Annotated in this window: 17 protein-coding genes; 6 read left to right on the forward strand and 11 right to left on the reverse strand. The window is 67.2% G+C overall.

The genetic code is table 11. The features are described from left to right. Positions 1-21: 21 nt before the first annotated feature. Positions 22-963: a LysR substrate-binding domain-containing protein gene (locus ACT89O_RS00555; protein ID WP_487261530.1), complete on the reverse strand. Its 942-nt coding sequence runs from the start codon at positions 961-963 to the stop codon at positions 22-24. Positions 964-1,130: 167 nt separating this feature from the next. Between ACT89O_RS00555 and ACT89O_RS00560 the strand changes: the two genes are divergently transcribed. After that, complete coding sequence (locus tag ACT89O_RS00560) at positions 1,131-1,535, forward strand: tautomerase family protein (RefSeq protein ID WP_487261531.1); 405 nt, start codon at positions 1,131-1,133, stop codon at positions 1,533-1,535. Between the two features lie 13 nt (positions 1,536-1,548). Here the strand turns inward: ACT89O_RS00560 and ACT89O_RS00565 are convergent, their stop codons facing one another. From ACT89O_RS00565 to ACT89O_RS00575, 3 genes are all read right to left on the reverse strand, one after another. Continuing rightward, a complete protein-coding gene (locus tag ACT89O_RS00565) occupies positions 1,549-2,187 on the reverse strand; it encodes a flavin reductase family protein (protein ID WP_487261532.1) in 639 nt (212 codons plus the stop codon). Between the two features lie 370 nt (positions 2,188-2,557). Then, on the reverse strand, positions 2,558-3,877 hold the full coding sequence (locus ACT89O_RS00570; RefSeq protein ID WP_487261533.1) for a hypothetical protein: 1,320 nt from the start codon (positions 3,875-3,877) through the stop codon (positions 2,558-2,560). A 171-nt stretch (positions 3,878-4,048) separates the two neighbouring features. After that, on the reverse strand, positions 4,049-5,005 hold the full coding sequence (locus tag ACT89O_RS00575) for an AraC family transcriptional regulator (protein ID WP_487261534.1): 957 nt from the start codon (positions 5,003-5,005) through the stop codon (positions 4,049-4,051). Between the two features lie 65 nt (positions 5,006-5,070). Between ACT89O_RS00575 and ACT89O_RS00580 the strand changes: the two genes are divergently transcribed. The 3 genes from ACT89O_RS00580 to ACT89O_RS00590 all read left to right on the forward strand — a co-directional run bounded on the left by ACT89O_RS00580 (position 5,071) and on the right by ACT89O_RS00590 (position 7,258). Further along, positions 5,071-6,339 carry an MFS transporter gene (locus ACT89O_RS00580; protein ID WP_487261535.1) on the forward strand — a complete coding sequence of 423 codons (1,269 nt, stop codon included), beginning with the start codon at positions 5,071-5,073 and terminating at the stop codon, positions 6,337-6,339. Between the two features lie 62 nt (positions 6,340-6,401). Then, on the forward strand, positions 6,402-6,644 hold the full coding sequence (locus ACT89O_RS00585; RefSeq protein ID WP_121421794.1) for a helix-hairpin-helix domain-containing protein: 243 nt from the start codon (positions 6,402-6,404) through the stop codon (positions 6,642-6,644). Positions 6,645-6,745: 101 nt separating this feature from the next. Next, complete coding sequence (locus tag ACT89O_RS00590) at positions 6,746-7,258, forward strand: DUF1993 domain-containing protein (RefSeq protein WP_055395783.1); 513 nt, start codon at positions 6,746-6,748, stop codon at positions 7,256-7,258. Between the two features lie 36 nt (positions 7,259-7,294). On the opposite strand, the gene ACT89O_RS00595 is transcribed toward ACT89O_RS00590, so the two are convergent. Beyond that, positions 7,295-7,747: an Lrp/AsnC family transcriptional regulator gene (locus ACT89O_RS00595; RefSeq protein ID WP_487262907.1), complete on the reverse strand. Its 453-nt coding sequence runs from the start codon at positions 7,745-7,747 to the stop codon at positions 7,295-7,297. 235 nt (positions 7,748-7,982) lie between these two features. Between ACT89O_RS00595 and ggt the strand changes: the two genes are divergently transcribed. After that, complete coding sequence (gene ggt / locus ACT89O_RS00600) at positions 7,983-9,860, forward strand: gamma-glutamyltransferase (protein ID WP_431151424.1); 1,878 nt, start codon at positions 7,983-7,985, stop codon at positions 9,858-9,860. A gap of 71 nt (positions 9,861-9,931) precedes the next feature. Here the strand turns inward: ggt and ACT89O_RS00605 are convergent, their stop codons facing one another. After that, complete coding sequence (locus tag ACT89O_RS00605; protein WP_487261536.1) at positions 9,932-10,891, reverse strand: LysR family transcriptional regulator; 960 nt, start codon at positions 10,889-10,891, stop codon at positions 9,932-9,934. 154 nt (positions 10,892-11,045) lie between these two features. Between ACT89O_RS00605 and ACT89O_RS00610 the strand changes: the two genes are divergently transcribed. Beyond that, on the forward strand, positions 11,046-12,440 hold the full coding sequence (locus ACT89O_RS00610; RefSeq protein WP_487261537.1) for a hypothetical protein: 1,395 nt from the start codon (positions 11,046-11,048) through the stop codon (positions 12,438-12,440). A gap of 188 nt (positions 12,441-12,628) precedes the next feature. On the opposite strand, the gene ACT89O_RS00615 is transcribed toward ACT89O_RS00610, so the two are convergent. From ACT89O_RS00615 to ACT89O_RS00635, 5 genes are all read right to left on the reverse strand, one after another. Beyond that, entirely contained in the window at positions 12,629-14,863 is a 2,235-nt protein-coding gene (locus tag ACT89O_RS00615; RefSeq protein ID WP_121507997.1) for an NADP-dependent isocitrate dehydrogenase, read from the reverse strand. A gap of 241 nt (positions 14,864-15,104) precedes the next feature. Further along, entirely contained in the window at positions 15,105-15,812 is a 708-nt protein-coding gene (pdeM, locus tag ACT89O_RS00620; protein ID WP_487261538.1) for a ligase-associated DNA damage response endonuclease PdeM, read from the reverse strand. A 5-nt stretch (positions 15,813-15,817) separates the two neighbouring features. Continuing rightward, on the reverse strand, positions 15,818-18,541 hold the full coding sequence (locus ACT89O_RS00625) for a ligase-associated DNA damage response DEXH box helicase (protein ID WP_487261539.1): 2,724 nt from the start codon (positions 18,539-18,541) through the stop codon (positions 15,818-15,820). Next, positions 18,538-20,235 (reverse strand): ATP-dependent DNA ligase, encoded by a 1,698-nt coding sequence (locus ACT89O_RS00630; protein ID WP_487261540.1) that lies wholly within the window; start codon positions 20,233-20,235, stop codon positions 18,538-18,540. The genes ACT89O_RS00625 and ACT89O_RS00630 overlap by 4 nt, the downstream gene beginning before the upstream one ends. Further along, a complete protein-coding gene (locus ACT89O_RS00635) occupies positions 20,232-21,293 on the reverse strand; it encodes a ligase-associated DNA damage response exonuclease (RefSeq protein ID WP_487261541.1) in 1,062 nt (353 codons plus the stop codon). The genes ACT89O_RS00630 and ACT89O_RS00635 overlap by 4 nt, the downstream gene beginning before the upstream one ends. Positions 21,294-21,341 lie beyond the last annotated feature (48 nt).

The following is a 21,341-nucleotide window of genomic DNA, read 5'->3' on the forward strand; positions in this document are numbered from 1 at the left end:
GATGCGGTAAAAAAAGGACCCTCAGCCCGACGGTGGCCCTTGCGGCCCGGGAGGGACGGGATTGGCAAGGGCCTGCGCCTGCAGCCAGGCACAGAACACATCCAGCCGGGGCAGGGGGCCGCTGGTGCGGCGGCGCACCACGTAGTCATAGCCGGAGGCCACAAAACCCAGCGGGGCCACCAGCCGCCCCGCCAACACGTCGTCCATCACCAGATGCCAGGGGGCCACGGCAATGCCCAGCCCGCGCACGGCGGCCTCCAGCGTGAAGTAGTAGTGCTCGAACTCGGGCCCCGCCTGTGAAGGCGTGGGCAGCGGCACGGTAGCGCCCGCCGCTGCCCCCCACATGGCCCAGGCATTGCGCCGCGTGCGGGTGTGCAGGCGCAGGGGCGCCAGGGCAAGGTCCGCCAGGTCGGTGGGTTGCTGCAGCGCCACCCGTTGCGCCAGTTCGGGGCTCAACACCGGGCCCAGGTGTTCGGGGAACAACCGTTGTTCCTTGCTGGTATCCCACGCCCCGGTGGCCTCTTCGGCAGTGATGGCTAGGTCGCCGTGCATGCGGCCCGCACCGGTGCCTGCGTCGGTGGTGCGCAGGCGCACCTCGATGCCCGGGTGCTGCGCCTGGAAGTCGAACAGCCGGGGGATCAGCCACTTCACGGTGAAGGTGCTGAAGCAGGCCACGTCCAGCGGCCCCCGGCTGGGGTCGCTGACCTCGCGCACCGCATCGGCGATGTGGGCAAAGGCGGTGGTCAGCACCGGCTGCAGCACATGCGCTGCCGGGGTGAGGGTAGGGCGGGCCTTGGTGCCGTCAAACAGGGCCACGCCCAGGTGCTGCTCCAGCTGGCGCACCTGGCGGCTGATGGCGCCGGGCGTGACTGCCAACTCGTCCGCGGCCGCCGTCATGCGGCCCAGCCGGGCGGCGGCCTCGAACGCGCGCAGGGCACTCAGTGGGGGCAGGCGGTGGCTCATCTATGTGATTTTAGAGCACATAAATTCAGCCAAATCATCACTTTTCAATCAAGAAATTGATAGCAAAAATAGATGGAATTTCAAGCGATAGCTGCTTGAAATGCTTGCAAATTGGCAAGCGCTGGTTTGAATGTCTTTATTTGATTTGAATGAACATAGGAAAACCGATGCCCTTTATCCGCACCAACGTTCCGCAGGACACCCCCGCCGCCACGCGCGATGCCATCGTGCAAGGCATTCACCAGGCCCTGGTGGGCGCCATCGGCATGCCGCCGGACGAGCTGTTCAACCTGGTGGCTGGCTACGCCCCCGGCGAATTTGCCTGCAGCCCCACCTTCAACGGCGTGGCGCGCTCCGACCGCGTGGTGGTGGTCGAGATCACGCTGCGGCGCGGGCGCAGCGACGCGATGAAGCGTGCCCTCTATGCCGCCATCGCGCGCAACCTGCAGGCCACGGCGGGCGTGGCCCCGGCCGACGTGTTCATCTTCATGCACGAGAACGACTATTCGGACTGGTCCGTGGGCCATGGCCGGTTTGCGATGGACCTGGTGCAGAACAAGGCCGCAGCCTGAGCTGTGGCGCCCGCTACCGGGGCCGGAACATCCTGAACAGCTGCTCCGGCCCCACGGTGAAGTAATCGGCCGGGCCCCCGCCGCGCAGGATGTGGCCTGCGTTCGCCGTGTCGTACACCCCGTCCTTGAGCAGCGCCTTGTCGATGTGCACGGCCACCACCTCGCCCAGCACCAGCCAGGTGTCCACCGGGACGCCGTCCACGCCCTGCAACTGCAGGATCTGCGTGCTGCGGCATTCAAAGGTGACCGGACTTTCGGCCACGCGCGGCGGTGCGACCAAAGTGGAGGGAAGGGGGGTGAGGCCGGTCAGGTCGAACTCGCTGACTTCGGGCGGCACAGCGGCGCAGCTTTGGTTCATCACGTCGGCCAAATCGCGCGTGGCCAGGTTCCACACGAATTCGCCCGTCTCCTGCACGTTGCGCACCGTGTCTTTGAAGCCGATGCTGGCAAAGCCCACGATGGGCGGCACGTAGTTGAAGGCGTTGAAAAAGCTGTAGGGCGCCAGGTTGGTGGCACCTGCTGCGTTCTGCGTGGAGATCCAGCCAATGGGGCGCGGCCCCACGATGGCGTTGAACGGGTCGTGCGGCAGGCCGTGGCCCAGGCGGGGCTCGTAGCTGTGGATGTCATCGCGGCGGGGTGAGGCGGTGGTCATGGGGGTGCAGTGAGGTGGATGGGGATATGCACGCTGCAGCGGGTGGTCCTTTCACCGCGCAGTCTCCGGGTCGTACATTACCTCCGGCTTCTGCGGGATGCAGTCACCGGGATTTCAAAGATGCTACTAAAGTAATAGCTAAAAGCGCTTTGTGGTCAAGCGCTAGGGGGCTATTTCTATCAAAAATGGGTGGCGCCCACTGGCGCAGTGGCTTTGGCGGTGATCAACACGTAAGACCGAAGGGCAGGGCTATCAGCCGCCCCCATGCCCGGGTGGCAGGCCGAAAAGGCTCCGCCCAAAAAAAATAGACCCGCGAGGGGTCCATGGGTAGTCGGCGATTTCGGGTCACCGCCGAGGTGCCGGCAGCGCCTTATTTCTGGAACAGCACCAGCTGAGTCTCTGTTGGGGCCATGCCGCCCCTTTCGGCGTTCATCGTCACTTCGTAGCGTGTGCCGGGTAGCGGTATTTGCGATGTGAAACTGAACGAGAAGTCACCGTTGCCATCTGCCTGCACACGCTGCGACAGCAATTCCTGGTTCAGGCCAAACGCGCCGACGAGCGTGCCGACCGCATTCACCTTGACATCCACCACCGCGCCAGGCACGGTGCGGCCGCGCACGACCACGGCGCCTCTGTCCACTGTGGCATGGTTGGCGTGGCTGGTCACCTGCAGCTGCACCGTGGTGGGCGCGGCGTTCACTTGCGAAGCGATGTTGAAGGTCCAGTTCTGGCGCATGCCGTTGCCCACCAGGTCCCGGGCGGTCACTTCGACCGGATACCGGCCGGTGGGCAGGTCAGCGCGGTAGGTGAAAAACTGCGGCGTGACCTGCGAGGCGGACGTGACATCGCGACCCGCGATCACGATGCGAACGCTCTTGGGGTCTACACCCACACCACCGACGTCATCAAACGTGCCGGACACCGAAGTGGCCGCATTGCGCGGGACCGTTTCCCCGTCGCGCGGCGACACGTGGCGAATCACCGGCGGTTTGGCATCGGCGATCAAAGGCTGGGTCAGGGTTGACGAAACCGTGCGGTCCCCGACACGCAAGGTGGCCACCGTGGGGCGCGACGGCGCCAAGTTGTCCATGCGGCGGATGGTGTACGCGCCCTCATACACGCCGGGCGATACCTCACGCATCGGCACGTTGTCGATGACACCGGGAATGTCGAAATCCGCCCGGCCTCCGGGCGCGCCATTCAGTGTAAAGCGCAATTCGGCGCCGGGCTCCATCTTGTCAATGGGGGCGACCGAGAAACGGTCGATCTTCAGTCCGGGTGGCGGTGCGGCCACCACGTTGCGGTCACCAATGTTGGCCGGAAGCGTGTAGTTGCTGGTGATGGTGCGGTTGCGCACCTTCAGCGTGGCGCGCACGGCGCTGCCTTCGTTGAGCCGGTCCTGGCGGCGGACTGTGTAGCTGCCCGTGTATACGCCCCGTTCGGTTTCCTGCAGCACGATGGCGCGGGGCACGCCAGCCACACGGAGCTGAACCTTGCCCCGCGGTGTGCCTTCTACCGTGAACTGCAGGTCGGCGCCGGCCCGCAGACCGTCGTCTGTCGCTACCTGCAGTGATCGCAATTCAGGGGCGGCGGGCTGCGCCATGACCGTACCTGGAACGACCATCAGGGCGCTGGCGACGGGAAGAAGCAGGAAAAGGGCTGCCACATGGTGGCGAATTTGTTTTGTCATGGGGTTCAAACCTGGTGCTAGGGATGAACTCACTGTGGGCGCAACACATGTTTCCAAACGTAGGCGGGCAGCGACAAGTTCGAAGGACAAGACGCCGTTGGCGCGTCAGGAGCGCGCCGTTTTGAGCCCTTTCACGCGTGCGCAGGCCGGTGGTGCAGCCTTGCACAGCCTCTATTGCTCAGGCGCCGGGTGTTGCTGCCCCAGAAACCGCCCCGGTGGCTGCCCCACCGACTTGCGCACCATGGCGCTGAACGCACTGGGGCTGTAGCCCAGCTCGGCGGCGATCTGGCCCATGGGCATGCGCCCGGCGGCCAGCGACACGGCCTTGGCCAGGATGACCTGCTGGCGCCACTGGGTGAAGGTGCTACCCAGTTCGGAACGGAACAGCCGCGCCACGGTGCGTGGGCTGGCGCCGGTGTCCTGCGCCCAGTCGGCCAGTGTTTCATGGCGCGTGGGGTCGGCCAGCACGGCCTCGCACAGGTGGCGCAGGCGCTTGTCCTGGGGCAGGTCCACGCCCAGCTTCACGGCGGCGGCGCGGGCCAGTTCGCCCCTGACCAGGGCGCTCAGATGCTGTTCGCGCCGCAGTTCGGCGGGCGTGGGGGCGGGGCCGCCATCGGGTGTGGTGGGCATCTCGCGCACCAGGGCGCGCAGCAGCTCGGACACCTCCAGCACGCGGCACTGGCGCCAGGCGTCTTCCTGGTCGCGCGGCACACCGGGGCCGCAGCGCCCCCGGGGCTGGTGAAAGTACAGCGTGCGCAGGTCGGCGTCTTCCACCATGGTCACGGCATGTTCCACACCGGGCGGAATCCACAGCGCGCGCGAGGGCGGCACGATGTAGGTGCCGTGGTTCACCGTGAGCCGGATCACGCCCGTGGTGGAGATCGCCACCTGCGCCCAGGGGTGGCTGTGGGGCATCACCTGGGTGTCGGCTGCCAGCCAGCGCAGCTTGGCGCGCACCGGGCGGGCGGGGGTAGGCACAAACAGCTCGGGTGTGAGCGAGCCCACGTACGACATCCCGCGCCCCGCTCCGCGCGAGCTCCCGCTTTTTGGACGGGGCACAACCTGGGCGGCAAAGTGCTCCACCACCGGCTCGGGGGATGGGGCGGGTGCGGCGGCGGGGTTTGGCATGTTTGCGATAGAAGTTGGCCGCCTATCGTAAACCTGCCGAAGCCTGCGTGCCTAAGATCAAGCCCATGACCGCTTCATCCTCTGGCGCCACCGCCAACCCCGTGCCCTTGCGGCAGGACGCCCGCACCATCGGCCTCGTTGGCTTGGCCCATGGCAGCTCGCATTTCTTCCACATGCTGCTGCCGCCGCTGTTCCCGTGGCTGATCGGCGAGTTTGGCTTCAGCTATTCCGAGCTCGGCCTGCTGGTGTCGGTGTTTTTTGTGATCTCGGGCGTGGGCCAGGCGCTGTCGGGCTTCATCGTGGACCGCGTGGGCGCGCGGCCGGTGATGTTTTTTGCGCTGTCGAGTTTTGCAGCAGCGGGCCTGGCGGCGGGCACCGCGCAGGGCTACTGGGGCCTGTTGCTGGCGGCCGCGCTGGCCGGTCTGGGCAATGCGCCGTTCCACCCCGTGGACTTCACGATCCTGAACAAACGCGTGTCGCCGCAGCGCCTGGGGCATGGCTTTTCGGTGCACGGCATCAGCGGTAACCTGGGCTGGGCCACGGCGCCGGTGTTCATGGCGGGCATTGCCACGGCCACGGGCTCGTGGCGCACGGCCTGCCTGTGCGGGGGGCTGTTCGCCCTGGTGGTGCTGGCCATCATGGTCTGGAACCGCGATGCGCTCGACGACCGCCAGGGCGCCTGGGCGCACCAGGCCAAGGGCGGGGCAGGGGCTGCCAAGCCCGAGCACCCCATGGCCTTCCTCAAGCTGCCCTCGGTGTGGCTGTGTTTCTCGTTCTTCTTCTGGAGCACCTGCGCGCTGAGCGCCATCCAGAGTTTCGCCAGCCCCGCGCTGCAGTCCATGTACGGCCTGCCGCTCAGCATCACGGCCATGGTGGTCACGGGCTACATGCTGTGCGGCGCGGCAGGCATGCTGGTGGGTGGGTTCCTGGTGGGGCGTGTGCAGCGGCTGGAGAAGATCATCTCGGTGTGCCTGCTGGGTTCGGCGGCGCTGCTGGTGGTGGTGGGCATGGGCTTCCTGCCCGGCATGGCGGCGGTGGCCGTGGCTTCGGTCGCTGGCCTGGGTACGGGCCTGGCGGGCCCCTCGCGCGACATGCTCATCAAGCGCGCTGCGCCCCCGGGCGCCACGGGCCGTGTGTACGGTACCGTGTATTCGGGTCTGGACCTGGGCTTTTGCCTCGCCGCCCCCGTGTTTGGCGCCATGCTGGACCATGGCATGACCTCGGGCATCTTCTACGGCTCGGCCTTTACGCTGGCGCTGAGCGTGGTGTCGGCGGCGCTGGTGGGGGTGGGGGTTGCGGCACGGGCTGCCAGGCCCCTGGCGACGGCGGTCTGAAGGACGCCGGACGTTTGACGGGCACGCCCGCCGGGTTGTCCTGCCTCCTGCATACTCGGACCATGCCATTTCCCCTTGAAGAACGCCGCGCCTTGCTCAACGTGAAGGGCGTGGGGCCGACCGTCGTCGCTCGGCTTGAACAGATGGGCTTTGAATCGCTGGCGCATCTGGGCAAGGCCAATGCCCTGGACATTGTTTCCACGGCCTCGGCCATGGTGGGCTCCACCTGCTGGAAGAACAGCCCCCAGGCCCGCGCAGCGATCCAGGCGGCCATTGCACTGGCCCAGTCGCGGCCTGCTGCTTGACCTTTCAGCTGCAAGCCTGGGTGGGGTGTGTTGCAATGCGGCCCGGCGATGGGGCATCAAGTGGCCCCTGCTGCTGCCTCACACCATTTCCAGGACACCCCATGACCCACCCCATCTACAACGCCAGCATCCCCGTCTTTCGCCAGATGCTGGGCTCCCTGAAAGACGTGCTGGCCAAGACCGAGGCCCATGCCACGGCGCGCAAGATCGAGCCGGATGCCCTGCTGCAGGCCCGACTGTTCCCCGACATGTTCCCCATGGCGCGCCAGGTGCTGATTGCCTGCGACTTTGCCAAGGGCGTGGCGGCGCGCCTGGCCGGGGTGGAGGTGCCGTCCTTCCCCGACGCCGAGCGTCCCGGTTTTGCCGACCTGAATGAACGCATCGACACCGTGCTCACGTTTGTCGAAGGCCTGCCAGAGGCTGCGTTTGCCGATGCCGCCACACGCCAGATCACCATCCAGCCCGGCACCCCGCGCGAAAAACAGTTCGTCGGCGAGCATTACCTGCTGCACTACGGTCTGCCTCAGTTCTTCTTCCACGTGAACGCGACCTATGCCATTGCGCGGCACAACGGCGTGGAGCTGGGCAAACGCGACTACATGGGCAAGTACTGATCAGTGCCTGTGCGCAGACGGTCACCTCGGTGGCCGCTACTGCGCATAGTTCAGCGGCAGCGCCGTGGTGAACTTGATTTCTTCCATCGCAAAGCTCGAACTCACGTCTGACAGCGCCACGGCCTGCGTGAGCCGCTTGTAGACCGAATCGTAGGCGCGGATGTCGGGCACCACCACGCGCAACAGGTAGTCCACATCCCCGCTCATGCGGTAGAACTCGACGATCTCGGGGATGCCCATCACGGCATCCCGCAGGGTGTCAAACCATTGCTGGTGGTGCTGGTTGGTCTTCACGGCCACGAACACCGTCACACCCACATTCACCTTGCGCGGGTCCACTAGGGCGACATGGCGGGTGATGTAGCCCTTCTCGCGCAACCACTGAATGCGCCGCCAGCAGGGCGTGTTGGACAGATGCACGGCCTCGGCCAGTGGCGTCTCGGCGTTGTGCTGCAGCATCGCCAGCAGCTGGCGGTCAATGGAATCCAGATTCTGTTTCAAGGGATATGTGAGAAATCGTTTCCCTTATTGGGCGTTAATCAGGGCATAAAAGCAAAGTTTTTTCAGGGCTGTCGTTACATACTGTCAAGGCATCGTTGGCACGGAATCTGCGTCAAGTCCCCGTAATTTCGCACCGTGCATCCACCCGGTGCGTGGTGCGCTGTCTCCCCATAGCACGCCGTTCCTGGCCCCTCCCGTCGCCCTTTTTTCAAGGATCTCATCCATGTCGCTTTCTGTTTTTCGACGCAACCCCTACGCCCTGGGACTGAGCATTGCCGCATTGGCCGTGCTGGCCGCCTGTGGCGGCAGTGACGGCCCCACCACCCCGGTGGCCACGCCTGAGCCCACCGAGCAGTACGTGCCGCCCGAGCCGCCCTCGGGCTACACGCCCAAAACCATCAGCTATGCCAACAAGGACATGGTGGCGGCGGCCAACCCGCTGGCGGTGAAGGCAGGTGTGGACATCCTGGCCAAGGGCGGCACGGCCACAGATGCCGCCATTGCGGTGCAGATGGTGCTGAACCTGGTGGAGCCGCAGTCGTCGGGCATTGGTGGCGGCGCCTTCATGCTGCACTACGACAAGGGCGCCAACAAGCTGCTGGCCTACGACGGCCGCGAGACCGCGCCCAAGGCCGCCACGCCCAACCTCTTCATCGGCGCCGATGGCAAGCCGCTGGCGTTTCTGGCGGCGGTGGACGGCGGCCTGTCGGTCGGCACTCCGGGCGTGCTGCGCATGCTCGAAGCCGCGCACAAGGCCCACGGCAAGCTGCCCTGGAAGGACCTGTTCGAGCCCGCCATCAAGCTCAGCGAAGACGGCTTTGCGATCTCGCAGCGCATGAGTGTGTCCATTGCCGGATCGGCCGCGCGCATCAAGGCCCAGGGCGAGCCCGGATCCAGCTATTTCCTCAACGCCGACGGCACGGCCAAGGCGGCGGGCACGCTGCTCAAGAACCCTGAATTTGCAGCCACGCTCAAGGCCATTGCAGCGGGCGGTGCCGATGCGTTCTACAAGGGGGACATCGCCAAGGACATCGTGGCCAAGGTGGTCAGCCATCCCACCAACCCCGGCAAGCTCGCGCTTGATGACCTGAGTGATTACACCCACAAGGTGCGTGAGCCCGTGTGCGGCGTCTACCGTGTGCAGTACCGCGTGTGTGGCATGCCCGCGCCCAGCTCCGGCGGCATCGCGGTGCTGCAGACGCTGGGCCTGCTGCAGGGCTTTGACCTGGCGGCCATGAAGCCCAACACGCTCGACTCCGTGCACGTGGTGTCCGAAGCCTATCGCCTGGCCTATGCCGACCGCGCGCTGTATGTGGCCGACCCTGACTTCGTCAACGTGCCCCAGGCCGGGCTGATCAATGCCGACTACCTCAAGGAGCGCGCCAAGCTCATCAGCCTGCAAAAGAGCATGGGCGTGCCGGTGGCCGGCATCCCGCCGGGTGTCACGGGCGCCACGGGCAAGGACAGCTCACTGGCCCTGCCATCGACCACGCACATGTCCATCATCGACAACGCGGGCAACGCCGTGTCCATGACGACCACCATCGAGAACGGCTTCGGCAGCCTGCAGATGGTGCGCGGCTTCTTGCTGAACAACCAGCTCACCGACTTCTCGTTCACGGCCACCGACGCGGCAGGCAACCCCATTGCCAACAGCGTGCAGGCTGGTAAGCGCCCCCGCAGTTCCATGGCACCCACCATCATCTTCAACGCCACCACGGGCGACCTCGAAGGTGTGGTCGGCTCGCCAGGAGGCAGTGCCATCATCCAGTACACCGCCAAGACCATCCTGGGCATGACGGACTGGGGCCTGAACGTCCAGCAGGCCATCAACCTGCCGAACTTCGGTGCGCAGACCAACGCCACCACGTCCATCGAAAAGGGCTCGCTCATCGACACCGCTGCCATCCGCGACGGACTCAAGGCACGCGGCCACACCGTGGCGCAGACCGACTCCTTCACCAGCGGCCTGCATGGAGCGGTGTTCAACGGTGTGCGGTCCAACGGCAATGCGGGCCTGCTGTCGCGCAACCCAGGTGCGGGCACCTATGCCGGCGGCGCCGATCCCCGCCGGGAGGGGATTGCGCTGGGCAACAACTGAGCTGCGCAATGTGATCGGTGGCGGCTCCAGAGCAGGGGCTGCGCTGATACTGATGAAGGCTGCCGGGTGGACTACCGGGCAGCCTTTTTTTGTGGGTGCTCCGTGGTGGCCGCCGGGTGCTTTTCGCCCGCCAGCGTCTGGAGCAAGCGGGTGAAGGTCGCTGTCGGGCCCACGTTGTCCTCGTCGCGATAGACCAGCGTCAGGGGCACATTCAGCCGCCCGCCATCCACCAACGGCCGGTAGGCAATGGCGTGGCGGTGCACGCCCAGCATCGATGAAGGCACCACGGAAATGCCCGTGCCCGCAGCCACCAGGTTGAGGTTGGTCAGCATGCGCGCCACCTCGGCCACCACACGGGGGCGCACGCCCTGCTCGGCACACAGCGCCAGCAGGTTGGCATACAGGCCGGGCGCGCCCGGGCGGCGCACCAGGATCATGGGCTCGCCCTCCAGGTCGGCAATCTGGATGGGCAGCGGCTTGCCGCGCCGCTGGCGTTGTGCCAGTGGGTGGTCGATGGGCAGGGCCACCATGGCGGGCTCGTGCTGCAGCGTATCGAACACCAGGCCCGCAGGCCTCGCCACGGGTACGCGCAGCAGGCCGCAGTGCAGGCGGCCATCGGCCACGGCCTCGGTGATCTCGGCGGCGTTGTTCTCGCCAATCTCCAGCACCAGGCCGGGGTGGCGGGCGCGGCACTCCCGCAAGGCAAACGGGGTGAATTCATGGGCGGCGGCCGAGCTGGTGAAGGCAATCACGAGCCGGCCGGTCTTGCCCTCGGCCAGCAGCTGCATGCGGCTTTGCAGTGCGTCGAAGTCATGCACCAGGCGGGCGGCATCGGCCTGCAGTGTCTGCCCCGCCTCGGTCAGCGTGACGCCCTTGGAATGGCGCTTGAACAGCACCATGCCCACCGTGTTTTCCAGGGCCTTGATCTGCTGGCTGAGCGGTGGCTGGGCCATGCCCAGCAGCCCTGCCGCGCGGCTCATGTGCCCGGCTTCGGCCACGGCGAGAAAGTAGCGCAACTGGCGGATGTCCATGTCAGAGGTCGGGTGCAGATGGCAGGATGTTCATATGCAAATCGTATCGCCTAGGGCATTTTTGCCTATTTGACGTATTGAAAGCCGGTTTCTACGATGCAGCGGCATCCGGTTTGAAACGGCCCATAAGAATCCTCAAGGAGACACATCCACCATGACTGCCCCGCAACCCCATTTGCCTCTGCCCCGCCTGGCCCTGCTGGGCCTGGCGTGCCTTGCGGTGGCCGCCTGTGCGCCCATGGCACCCAGCAGTGCACCAGCGGCCAGCGCGGTCTCTGCCAAGGCCGAGGCCGCCCCCGTGGCTGCGGCCTGCCCCAAGGACTTGGCACCCATCGCCCGCTGCCTGTCGGGCCAGGATTCGGCGGGTGCGTATTACCTGATCGCCATGCCGCAGCAATGGAACGGCCACCTCGTGCTGCATGCCCACGGGGGCCCCGCGCTGGGTGCGCCCAGGATGGAGCGGTCGGTCGAAGACCTCACGCGCTGGTCCATCATGGTCCGTGCGGGCTACGCCTGGGCGGGCAGCACCTTCCGCCAGGGCGGCGTGGAGGTGCGCGCAGCGGCCGAGGACACCGAGCGCCTGCGGCAGATCTTTGTGCAGCACGTAGCGCAGCCGCAGCGCACGGTGCTGCACGGCCAGTCCTGGGGCGCCAGCGTGGCGGCCAAGGGGGCCGAGATGTTCCAGACCACGGCCGATGGCAAGCGCCCTTACGACGCCGTGCTGCTCACCAGCGGCGTGCTGGCAGGCGGCACGCGGTCCTACGACTTCCGCACCGACCTGCGCGTGGTCTACCAGTACCTGTGCAACAACCACCCCCGGCCCACCGAGGCGCAGTACGCGCTGAATATCGGCCTGCCTGCCGACGCTGCGATGACGCAGGCGGACCTGTCAGCGCGCCTGAACGAATGCCTGGCCCTGAACAAGCCCGCTGCCGAGCGCACGCCCGAGCAGCAGCGCAAGGTGCAGACCATCGTGGATGTGATACGCATCCCTGCGAATTCCATCCAGGGCCATATGAACTGGGCCACGTTCCACTTCCGTGACGTGGTGCAGCACCGCACGGGCGGCGCGAGTCCGTTTGGCAACCAGGGGGTGTTGTACCGGGGCTCGCCCGACGATGCCGCCCTGAACGCGGCCGTGCTGCGCTACCGCGCCGACCCTGCGGCCGTGGCCCGCTTCGCGCAGGACACGGACCTGACCGGCCGCATTCCCGTGCCTGTGCTCACCGTGAAAGGCGTGGACGACCCCACCGCCTTCGTCGAGCTGGATGCAGCCTTCAAGGCCACCATGGCGCAGGGCGGCAGCGCGGCGCGCCTGGTGCAGACCTTCACCCAGCACAACACCCACAGCTACCTGAGCGACCCGACCTACCCCACGCTTTTGGCGGCGCTGCTGCGCTGGGTGGACACGGGCGACAAGCCCACGCCCGAGGGCATTGCGCGGCAGTGCGCAGGCATGGAGCCCCCATTTGGCAAGGGCTGCGCCTTCCTGCCCGGCTATGTGCCTGCGCCGCTGGTCAGCCGGGTGGCAGAGCGCGAGCGGCCGTAAACCGGCCGCCAGCAAAAAAAAGGCCCCGCTGAAACAGCGGGGCCTTGTGTCAAGACGCTACAAAATTTATAGCTGATTGCGCTTGCTGGATAAGCGCCAGGTGCCAATATCGCCAAAAAATCACAGTCAGAGCACCTGTCTTCTCGCACCAGGTGCAGCCCCGGCCGGGGCCGCCCCGCCGCCTCTGCTTACTTGACGGAGGCAAGCGCCTTGTTCAGCGTGGCGCTCGGGCGCATCACGGCGTCCAGCTTGGCCACGTCGGGCAGGTAGTAGCCGCCGATGTCAGCAGGTGCGCCCTGCACGGCCGCCAGCTCGGCCACGATGGTCTGCTCGTTGTCGGTCAACTGTTTGGCCAGGGGCGCAAACTTGGCGGCCAGCTCTGCGTCTTCGGTCTGTGCGGCCAGTTCCTGCGCCCAGTACAGCGCCAGGTAGAACTGGCTGCCACGGTTGTCCAGCTGGCCGGTCTTGGGGCTTGGGTTCTTGTTGTTGTCCAGCAGCTTGCCCGTGGCAGCGTCCAGCGTCTGGGCCAGCACCTTGGCCTTGCCGTTGCCGGTCTTCAGGCCCAGGTCTTCCAGCGACACGGCCAGCGCCAGGAACTCACCCAGCGAATCCCAGCGCAGGTGGTTTTCTTCCACCAGCTGCTGCACGTGCTTCGGAGCCGAGCCGCCCGCGCCCGTTTCGTACATGCCGCCACCGGCCATCAGCGGCACGATGGACAGCATCTTGGCCGAGGTGCCCAGTTCCATGATGGGGAACAGGTCGGTGAGGTAGTCGCGCAGGATGTTGCCGGTGGCGCTGATGGTGTCCAGGCCACGGATCACGCGCTCCAGCGTGTAGCGCATCGCACGCACCTGGCTCATGATCTGGATATCGAGGCCGACGGTGTTGTGCTCGTGCAGGTACATCTTCACCTTGGTGATGAGTTCCTTTTCGTGCGGGCGGTACGAGTCGAGCCAGAACACCACGGGCATGCCGGAGTTGCGGGCGCGGTTGACGGCCAGCTTCACCCAGTCGCGGATCGCGGCGTCCTTGACCTGGCACATGCGCCAGATGTCGCCAGCTTCCACGTTCTGGCTCAGCAGCACTTCGCCGGTGGCCAGGTCGGTGATGTTGGCCACGCCGTCTTCAGCGATCTCGAAGGTCTTGTCGTGGCTGCCGTATTCCTCGGCCTGCTGGGCCATCAGGCCCACGTTGGGCACGGTGCCCATGGTCTTGGGGTCGAACGCGCCGTGCCACTTGCAGAAGTTGATGATCTCCTGGTAGATGCGGGCGAAGGTCGATTCAGGCATCACGGCCTTCACATCCTTCAGGCGGCCGTTGGCGTCCCACATTTTGCCGCCGTTGCGGATCATCGCGGGCATGGAGGCGTCCACGATGATGTCGTTGGGCGAGTGGAAGTTGGTGATGCCCTTGGCCGAATCCACCATGGCCAGCTCGGGGCGGTGCTCGTGGCAGGCGTGCAGGTCGCGCTTGATCTCGTCGCGCTGGCTTTGTGGCAGCGTCTCGATCTTGGTGTACAGATCGACCATGCCGTTGTTCACGTTCACGCCGAGTTCTTCAAAGGTCTTGGCGTGTTTCTCGAACGCGTCCTTGTAGAAGATCTTCACGCAGTGGCCGAACACGATGGGGTGCGACACCTTCATCATCGTGGCCTTCACGTGCAGCGAGAACATCACGCCGGTCTTGCGCGCGTCTTCGATTTCCTTTTCGTAGAACTCCAGCAGCGCCTTCTTGCTCATGAACATGCTGTCGATCACTTCGCGGTCGAGCAGGCTGACCTTGGGCTTGAGGACGATGGCCTTGCCGCTCTTGGTGATCAGCTCCATCTTCACGTCACGGGCGCGGTCCAGCGTCATGGACTTTTCGCCGTGGTAGAAGTCGCCAGCGTGCATGTGCGAAACATGCGAGCGCGAGGCCTGGCTCCACTCGGCCATGCTGTGCGGGTTCTTGCGTGCGTATTCCTTCACGGCCTTGGGCGCGCGGCGGTCAGAGTTGCCTTCGCGCAGCACGGGGTTCACGGCCGAGCCGATGCACTTGCCGTAGCGGGCCTTGATCTCTTTTTCCTTGTCGTCCTTGGGCTGGTCCGGGTAGTCGGGCAGGGCGTAGCCCTTGGCCTGCAGCTCGGCGATGGCGGCCTTGAGCTGCGAGACGGACGCACTGATGTTGGGCAGCTTGATGATGTTGGCGTCGGGCTGCAGCGTTTTCTTGCCCAGCTCGGCCAGGGTGTTGGGAGCGCGCTGGTCTTCCTTCAAAAACTCGGGAAACTCGCCCAGCACGCGGGCGGCCACGGAGATGTCGCTCTCCGTCACATTGATGCCTGCGGGCGCCGCGAACGTGCGGACGATGGGCAGGAAGGAGGCCGTGGCCAGACGGGGTGCTTCGTCGGTCAGGGTGTAGATGATGGTCGGTTGCTGGGTCGTCATGGCTTGTCTCACGAAACAGAGTAGGTAGGTGCCCCCGGCTGCGTCGCAGCGGGGCCAAACGCGGATGCTCTCTGATTCTCCTTGCTCGGGGCTGTCACAGCCCGCTGTTTTTGCAATCGAATCTCACAATGCAAAATTATCATAAGCCCGGGGCACTTTTTTTCACCAAATAGGTGGTAATCACCCTGCGGCGCTCTGCAGTTTGACCGCGTTGGCGGCAGCGCGCCACCCCCTGTACACCCTATGAAAGGCCCCCTGGAACGGCCACCACGCGGCCAGGCAGGACGGCAAACTGCGCCCAGTGCCTCGGCAGGGTGTCGGGCGCCGTGCCGGTGAAGGCCCCGAAGGCGGGCAGGATCAACTGTCCATCGCCCCACCCAAAGCAAGGCGCCCGCAGCGCATCCCGCGCCGGGCCGCGCAGCCGCAGCGTGGGGTGCAGGTGCCCGGCAATCACCGTGTGGCCGGCAACGGCCTGCGGGTGGTGGCAGGCCAGCACCGGCACATCGGCGCAAGGCAACCAGGGCTCGTTGACCAGCGCCAGAGCCAGCGTGGCCGGTGGGTCGCCCGCATGCAGGTCGTGGTTGCCGCGCACCAGGGTCATCGCCACACGGGCATGGCGCTGGCGCCAGGGCAGCAACTGCTGCCACAGCGCATCGGCCGCGCCGCTGCGTGCGTGCAGAAAGTCGCCCAGAAACACCAGATGGTCGGCACCGGTGGCAGCGAGCACCGCATCCAGCCGCGCCAGGTTGTCCGCCGTGGTGCCATGGGGCACGGGCTGGCCTGCGCGGCGGAAGGTGGCCGCCTTGCCGAAATGCACATCCGCCACCAGCACCATGCGGGCAACGGGCCACCACAGGGCGTGCTGGGGCAGCAGCTGCAGCGCGGTGCCGCAGGGCAGGGTGATGGCGTGCGCACCGATGGTGTGCGTGGGGGTGGCCAGCGAGGTCATGGTGCTCAGAATCCGTGGCGTCTGCGGGCGCGACGAGGGCTGTCCCCGGCCGGGTCTCGGCGCGTGCGCCGTGCCGAGGTCGCGGAGCCTTCAGGGAGGTCCCACGCCATGTCCGTGGATTGCACAGGGTGCTGCGCAAGGTGGGTGCCCGTGGTGGCGTCGGCCGCCTGCTCCAGCGCTTGCACCATGCGCGCCAGCCGGTCGGCCAGGGTCTCGGTGCTCAGGCGCTCGCGAAAGCGCTCCACCATCAGCGGCAGGGCAAACGGGGTGGGGCGCGTGAGGGCATGGATGGACAGGGTCTGCGCCTGCATGCCGCGCAGCGTTCGGGCCAGTCGCTCCATGTCCAGCTCGTTCGCCAGCAGCTCGGCACGGGCCTGGGCCAGCAGCAGGTTGTCGGGGTCGTACTGCGCAAACACGTCGTAATAGAGCGACGACGAGGCCTGCAGCTGGCGGCTGCTGCGCTGCTCGCCGGGGTGGCTCTGGAAGATCAGGCCCGCAATGCGCGCGATCTCGCGAAAGCGCCTGCGCGCCATTTCGGTGGCGTTCAGGCTGGCCAGCACTTCGTCTTCGAGCCCGCTACCGATGGTGGTGTGCGTGCCTTCGCCGATCAGGCGCGGCAGCAGCGCGGGCCAGTCCACGGGCTTGGCCGACAGCAGCTCCAGCCCGTAGTCATTGACCGCGATGGAGAAGGTGTTGGGCACCTGCTGCGACGCGCGCCAGCCCAGCAGCCCGGCCAGGCCCAGGTGCACCAGGCGGCCTGCCAGTGGGTACAGGTACAGGTGCCAGCCCTCGCGCGTGTGCAGGGTCTCGGCCACCAGGCGGCTGGGTGTGGGCAGGGCCGACCAGGCCTGCTGCAGCTCCAGCAGCGGCTGGGCGCAGCGCATCTCGGGCGTGGTGAACTGGCCGCGCTCGGCTTGCGCCAGCTGTTCCAGCATCGCATCGGCCAGCGTGTTCGACAGCGGCATGCGCCCGCCGCTCCAGCGCGGCAGTGCGGCGCTGCCCCTGGGGGCGATGCGCACATAGGCCGTCATCTGCTGGGTGCGCACCAGCTCCAGCAGCCGGCCTGCAAACATGAACACATCGCCCTTGCGCAGCCGGGCGATGAAGCTCTCTTCCACCGACCCCAGGCGCCCGCCGCTCACAAACTGCACCTGCATGGCGGCGTCGCTCACGATGGTGCCGATGTTGCTGCGGTGGCGGCGCGCCAGGCGCGCATCGGGCACGCGCCACACACCCTCGTCGTCTGGCACCACGCGGTGAAAGTCCGGGTAGGTGGCCAGCGATGAACCGCCCTGGCGCACGAACTGCAGCGCCCACTGCCAGTCGTTGTCGGCCAATGCAGCATAGGCCGGTGCGCGCCGCACTTCGGCCAGCAGCGCATCGGGCACAAAGCCGCCGCCGAGCGCCACGGTGACCAGGTGCTGCACCAGCACGTCAAGCGGCGCACGCGGCGTGTGCCGGTCTTCAATGCGGCCCTGCGCCAGTGCGTGGCGCGCAGCGGCTGCCTCCACCAGCTCCAGGCTGTGCGTGGGCACCAGCGTGATGCTGGAGCTGCGCCCCGGCGCATGACCCGAGCGGCCTGCACGCTGCACCAGCCGCGCCACGCCCTTGGCCGAACCGATTTGCAGCACCTGCTCCACCGGCAAAAAGTCCACGCCCAGGTCCAGGCTCGATGTGCACACCACGGCCTTGAGCTGCCCGGCCTTCAGGCCTCGCTCCACCCAGTCGCGCACCTCATGCCCGAGCGACCCATGGTGCAGCGCAATGGTGCCGGCCCAGTCGGGCCGTGCCTCCAGCAGCGCCTGGTACCAGCGCTCCGCCTGAGACCGGGTGTTGGTGAACACCAAGGTGGACGCTGCCGCTTCGATCGACTGCACCACCTGCGGCAGCAGGCTCAGCCCCATGTGGCCCGCCCACGCAAAGCGGTCGGCCCGCGCGGGCAGCATCACCTGCACCTCCAGCCGCTTGTCGATGCGGCCCTGCACCAGCACGGCGGGCGGTGGATGTGGCGCTTCCGCCGTGCTGGGCAAGGGCTGGGGCAGCAAGGTGTGCAGGGCCTCCTCCAGGTTGCCCAGCGTGGCCGACATGCCCCACACCTGCAGCGCCGAGTTCCAGCCCGACAGGCGCGCCAGCGCCAGCTGCACCTGCACGCCGCGTTTGTTGCCCACCAGCTCGTGCCACTCGTCCACCACCACCAGCCGCACGCTGGCCAAGCGCTCACGCGCATCGGCGCGCGCCAGCAGCAGCGACACGCTTTCGGGCGTCGTTACCAGCAGCGTGGGCAGGCGGCGGTCTTGCGCGGCGCGCTCGCCGCTGGCCGTGTCGCCCGTGCGCAGGCCGCTGGTCCAGGTGGGGGCCAGTTCGGGCAGCGGTGCCTGCAGGGCGCGCAGCGAATCAGCAGCCAATGCGCGCATGGGCGTGATCCACAGCACGGTGAGGGGCGGTGCGGCAGCGCGGCGCGTGCGCAGGGCGGTGCGGGCGTTGGGGGCTTCTGCAGGCGCAGGTGCAGCATCGGCCTGCGCCAAGTGCTGCAGCGCGCCCAGCCACACCGCATAGGTCTTGCCCGCGCCCGTGGTGGCGTGCAGCAGGCCCGAGCGGCCCTCGCCCATCGCGCGCCACACGTCTTGCTGGAAGCCGAACGGCTGCCAGTCGCGCTCGGCCATCCATTGGGCTGCGGCACTGGTAGCCACAGTGGGCTCGGGCTTGCGCGGTCGGCGTGTCGTGCTCATGCTGCCGCGTCCTGCCCCGGCAGCAGTGCCATCAGCGTTTGCAAGGTATCGGCCTCTGCCACGGGCTTGTCTTGCCGCCAGCGCAGCATGCGCGGAAAGCGCACGGCAATGCCGCTCTTGTGGCGCGGGCTGCGCGCAATGCCTTCGAAGCCCAGCTCAAACACCAGCGTCGCGTCCACGCTGCGCACGGGCCCGAAGCTCTCGCGCGTGGTCTTGCGGATGATGGCATCCACCTGCGCAATCTCGGCGTCCGTCAGGCCCGAATAGGCCTTGGCAAAAGGCACCAGTTGCCGGTCCGGGTAGTCCTGCGGCCCGGTCCACACGGCAAAGGTGTAGTCGGTGTAGAGGCTCGCGCGGCGGCCGTGGCCGCGCTGGGCGTAGATGAGTACCGCGTCCACGCTCATCGGGTCGATCTTCCACTTCCACCACACGCCCACATCCTTGGTGCGGCCCACGCCATAGTGGGCGCTGCGGTGCTTGAGCATGAAGCCCTCGGTGCCCATGCTGCGCGCGGCCTCGCGCTGGCGCGCGAGGTCGGCCCAGTCGGAGCCGTGCAGCAGCGCGCTCAGGCGCAGGGCCTTGTGGGGCGGGGGGGCGATGGCGGTGTCATTGGGCGGCTGCAGCGTGGCCTCCAGCAGCGTGCGGCGGGCCTGTTGCGGCTCTTGGCGCAGGTCCTGCCCAGCGTGCTCCAGCAGGTCGTAGGTGACCAGCACCACGGGCAGTTCGCGCAGCAGCTTCGGGCCCAGGGTCTTGCGGCCCAGGCGCTTTTGCAGGTCGGCAAAGGGGCGGGGCTGGGGCTCGCCCGGCAGCCATACCAGGATCTCGCCATCGACCACTGTGCCGTCAGGGAGCTGCTCCATCGCGGCCTCGGCCAGTTCGGGGAAGCGGTCGGTCACCAGCTCTTCGCCGCGTGACCAGATCCACACCGTACCGCCCCGGCGCACGATCTGCGCGCGGATGCCGTCCCACTTCCATTCCACCAGCCAGTCACCTGGCGTGCCCAGCAGTGCGGGCATCTCGGCCACGGGCTGGTTGAACGGGTGGGCCAAAAAGAAGGGGTAGGGCTGGCCTGCATCGGCGGCATCCTGCGTATTGGCATCGTCGTCCACCGGCGCGATCAGCGCCTGGTAGTCGCTGGCCTGGGGCTGCCGACCGATCTGCGTGTAGCCCATCAGCCGGTGCGCAATGCGCTTGGGGTCCAGCGCGCTCACCGTGGCCAGCGCTTGCGTCACCTGCAGGCGCGACACTCCTACGCGGAAGTTGCCGGTGATGAGCTTGAAGTACACAAAGCGCTGCTCGGGCGCCAGCATGTCCCATTGCGTGCGCAGACGGGTATCGGCGTCACCCTGCGGCAGGGCGCGCAGGGGCAGCAGCTGGGCCATCCATTCGGCCAGTGTCAGTTCGGTGGGCTGGGCGGGCGGGGGCAGCAGCAGCGCCAGCGTTTCGGCCAGGTCGCCCACGGCCTGGTAGCTTTCTTCAAACAGCCACTCGGGCAGGCCTGCGGCCTCTTGTGCCAGCGCCTTCAGACGCTTGGTGGGCACCATCTGGCGCGGTTTGCCGCCTGCGAGAAAGTAGGTGGCCCAGGCCGCATCGGCGGGCGGCACCACGCGCAGGTAGGCCACCAGCGCCGCGAGCTTGGCCGACTGTGCGGTGGTGGCGTCGAGCGCCTGGAACAACTGGGCAAAGGCCTTCATGCCTTCGCCCTGGGTGCGGGTTCGCTGCTTGGCTCGGGCGCAGCCCCTGCATCGTCCTCGTTGTCATCGGCGCCGTATTCGGTGGCGAACACCTGGGCGTCCAGCCCCTGCTCGCGCAGCCAGCGCACCATCACGGCCGTGCTGCCGTGCGTCACGATGACGCGCTCCGCGCCCGTGGCGCCAATGGCTTTTTGCAAGCTGGGCCAGTCGGCGTGGTCGCTCATCACAAAGCCCCGGTCCACGCCCCGGCGTCGGCGTGCGCCGCGCACCAGCATCCAGCCGCTGGCAAACGCGTCAGAAAAATCACCAAAGCGCTTGAGCCAAGGGGTGCCAGCGGCCGAGGGCGGCGCCAGCACCAGCGCGCGTTTCAGGTCGGCCTTGGTGAGGCCCGGGTCCGTCACGCGCAGCGTGGGCGGCAGGTCCACTCGCGCCGCGCGGTACACGGCGTTAAGCGGCTCCACCGCGCCATGCACCACGATGGGCCCAATGCTGGCGTCCACCCCATGCAGCAGCCGCTGCGCTTTGCCGAAGGCATAGGCATACAGCACGCTGGCCTTGCCCGCCGCTGCGTTCGCCGCCCACCAGGCATTGATGTCGGCAAACAGCGTGGGCTGCGAGGGCCAGCGGTAGATCGGCAGGCCAAAGGTCGATTCGGTGATGAAGGTGTGGCAGCGCACGGGTTCGAACGGCGTGCAGGTGCCGTCGTCTTCGAGCTTGTAGTCGCCCGAGGCCACCCACACCTGGCCGCCATGTTCGACGCGCACCTGGGCCGAGCCCAGCACATGCCCGGCCGGGTGCAGCGACACGCGCACGCCATGGTGGTCTATGGCCTCGCCGTAGGCCAGCGTCTGCAGCGCGATGTCTGCCCCCAGCCGGTTGCGCAGCGTGCCCGCGCTGTCGTGGTGCGCCAGGTAGTGGGCCGAGCCCATGCGTGCGTGGTCTGAATGGGCGTGCGTGATCACAGCCCGCTCCACCGGCCGCCAGGGGTCGATGTAGAAGTCGCCGGACGGGCAGTACAGGCCTTCGGGGCGGTGGACGATCAGGTCGCTTGCGGGCATGGTCGGGACATCGTAGGGGGCGGGCCAAAGCCGGGGCGCGGGCTGGGG

This window comes from Acidovorax sp. NN32, assembly GCF_057597245.1.

Bases quoted from the DNA above. Each gene is read 5' to 3' on its own strand.
- ACT89O_RS00555 (WP_487261530.1), bottom strand. From the start codon at position 963: ATGAGCCACCGCCTGCCCCCACTGAGTGCCCTGCGCGCGTTCGAGGCC.
- ACT89O_RS00560 (WP_487261531.1), top strand. From the start codon at position 1,131: ATGCCCTTTATCCGCACCAACGTTCCGCAGGACACCCCCGCCGCCACG.
- ACT89O_RS00565 (WP_487261532.1), bottom strand. From the start codon at position 2,187: ATGACCACCGCCTCACCCCGCCGCGATGACATCCACAGCTACGAGCCC.
- ACT89O_RS00570 (WP_487261533.1), bottom strand. From the start codon at position 3,877: ATGACAAAACAAATTCGCCACCATGTGGCAGCCCTTTTCCTGCTTCTT.
- ACT89O_RS00575 (WP_487261534.1), bottom strand. From the start codon at position 5,005: ATGCCAAACCCCGCCGCCGCACCCGCCCCATCCCCCGAGCCGGTGGTG.
- ACT89O_RS00580 (WP_487261535.1), top strand. From the start codon at position 5,071: ATGACCGCTTCATCCTCTGGCGCCACCGCCAACCCCGTGCCCTTGCGG.
- ACT89O_RS00585 (WP_121421794.1), top strand. From the start codon at position 6,402: ATGCCATTTCCCCTTGAAGAACGCCGCGCCTTGCTCAACGTGAAGGGC.
- ACT89O_RS00590 (WP_055395783.1), top strand. From the start codon at position 6,746: ATGACCCACCCCATCTACAACGCCAGCATCCCCGTCTTTCGCCAGATG.
- ggt (WP_431151424.1), top strand. From the start codon at position 7,983: ATGTCGCTTTCTGTTTTTCGACGCAACCCCTACGCCCTGGGACTGAGC.
- ACT89O_RS00605 (WP_487261536.1), bottom strand. From the start codon at position 10,891: ATGGACATCCGCCAGTTGCGCTACTTTCTCGCCGTGGCCGAAGCCGGG.
- ACT89O_RS00610 (WP_487261537.1), top strand. From the start codon at position 11,046: ATGACTGCCCCGCAACCCCATTTGCCTCTGCCCCGCCTGGCCCTGCTG.
- ACT89O_RS00615 (WP_121507997.1), bottom strand. From the start codon at position 14,863: ATGACGACCCAGCAACCGACCATCATCTACACCCTGACCGACGAAGCA.
- pdeM (WP_487261538.1), bottom strand. From the start codon at position 15,812: ATGACCTCGCTGGCCACCCCCACGCACACCATCGGTGCGCACGCCATC.
- ACT89O_RS00625 (WP_487261539.1), bottom strand. From the start codon at position 18,541: ATGAGCACGACACGCCGACCGCGCAAGCCCGAGCCCACTGTGGCTACC.
- ACT89O_RS00630 (WP_487261540.1), bottom strand. From the start codon at position 20,235: ATGAAGGCCTTTGCCCAGTTGTTCCAGGCGCTCGACGCCACCACCGCA.
- ACT89O_RS00635 (WP_487261541.1), bottom strand. From the start codon at position 21,293: ATGCCCGCAAGCGACCTGATCGTCCACCGCCCCGAAGGCCTGTACTGC.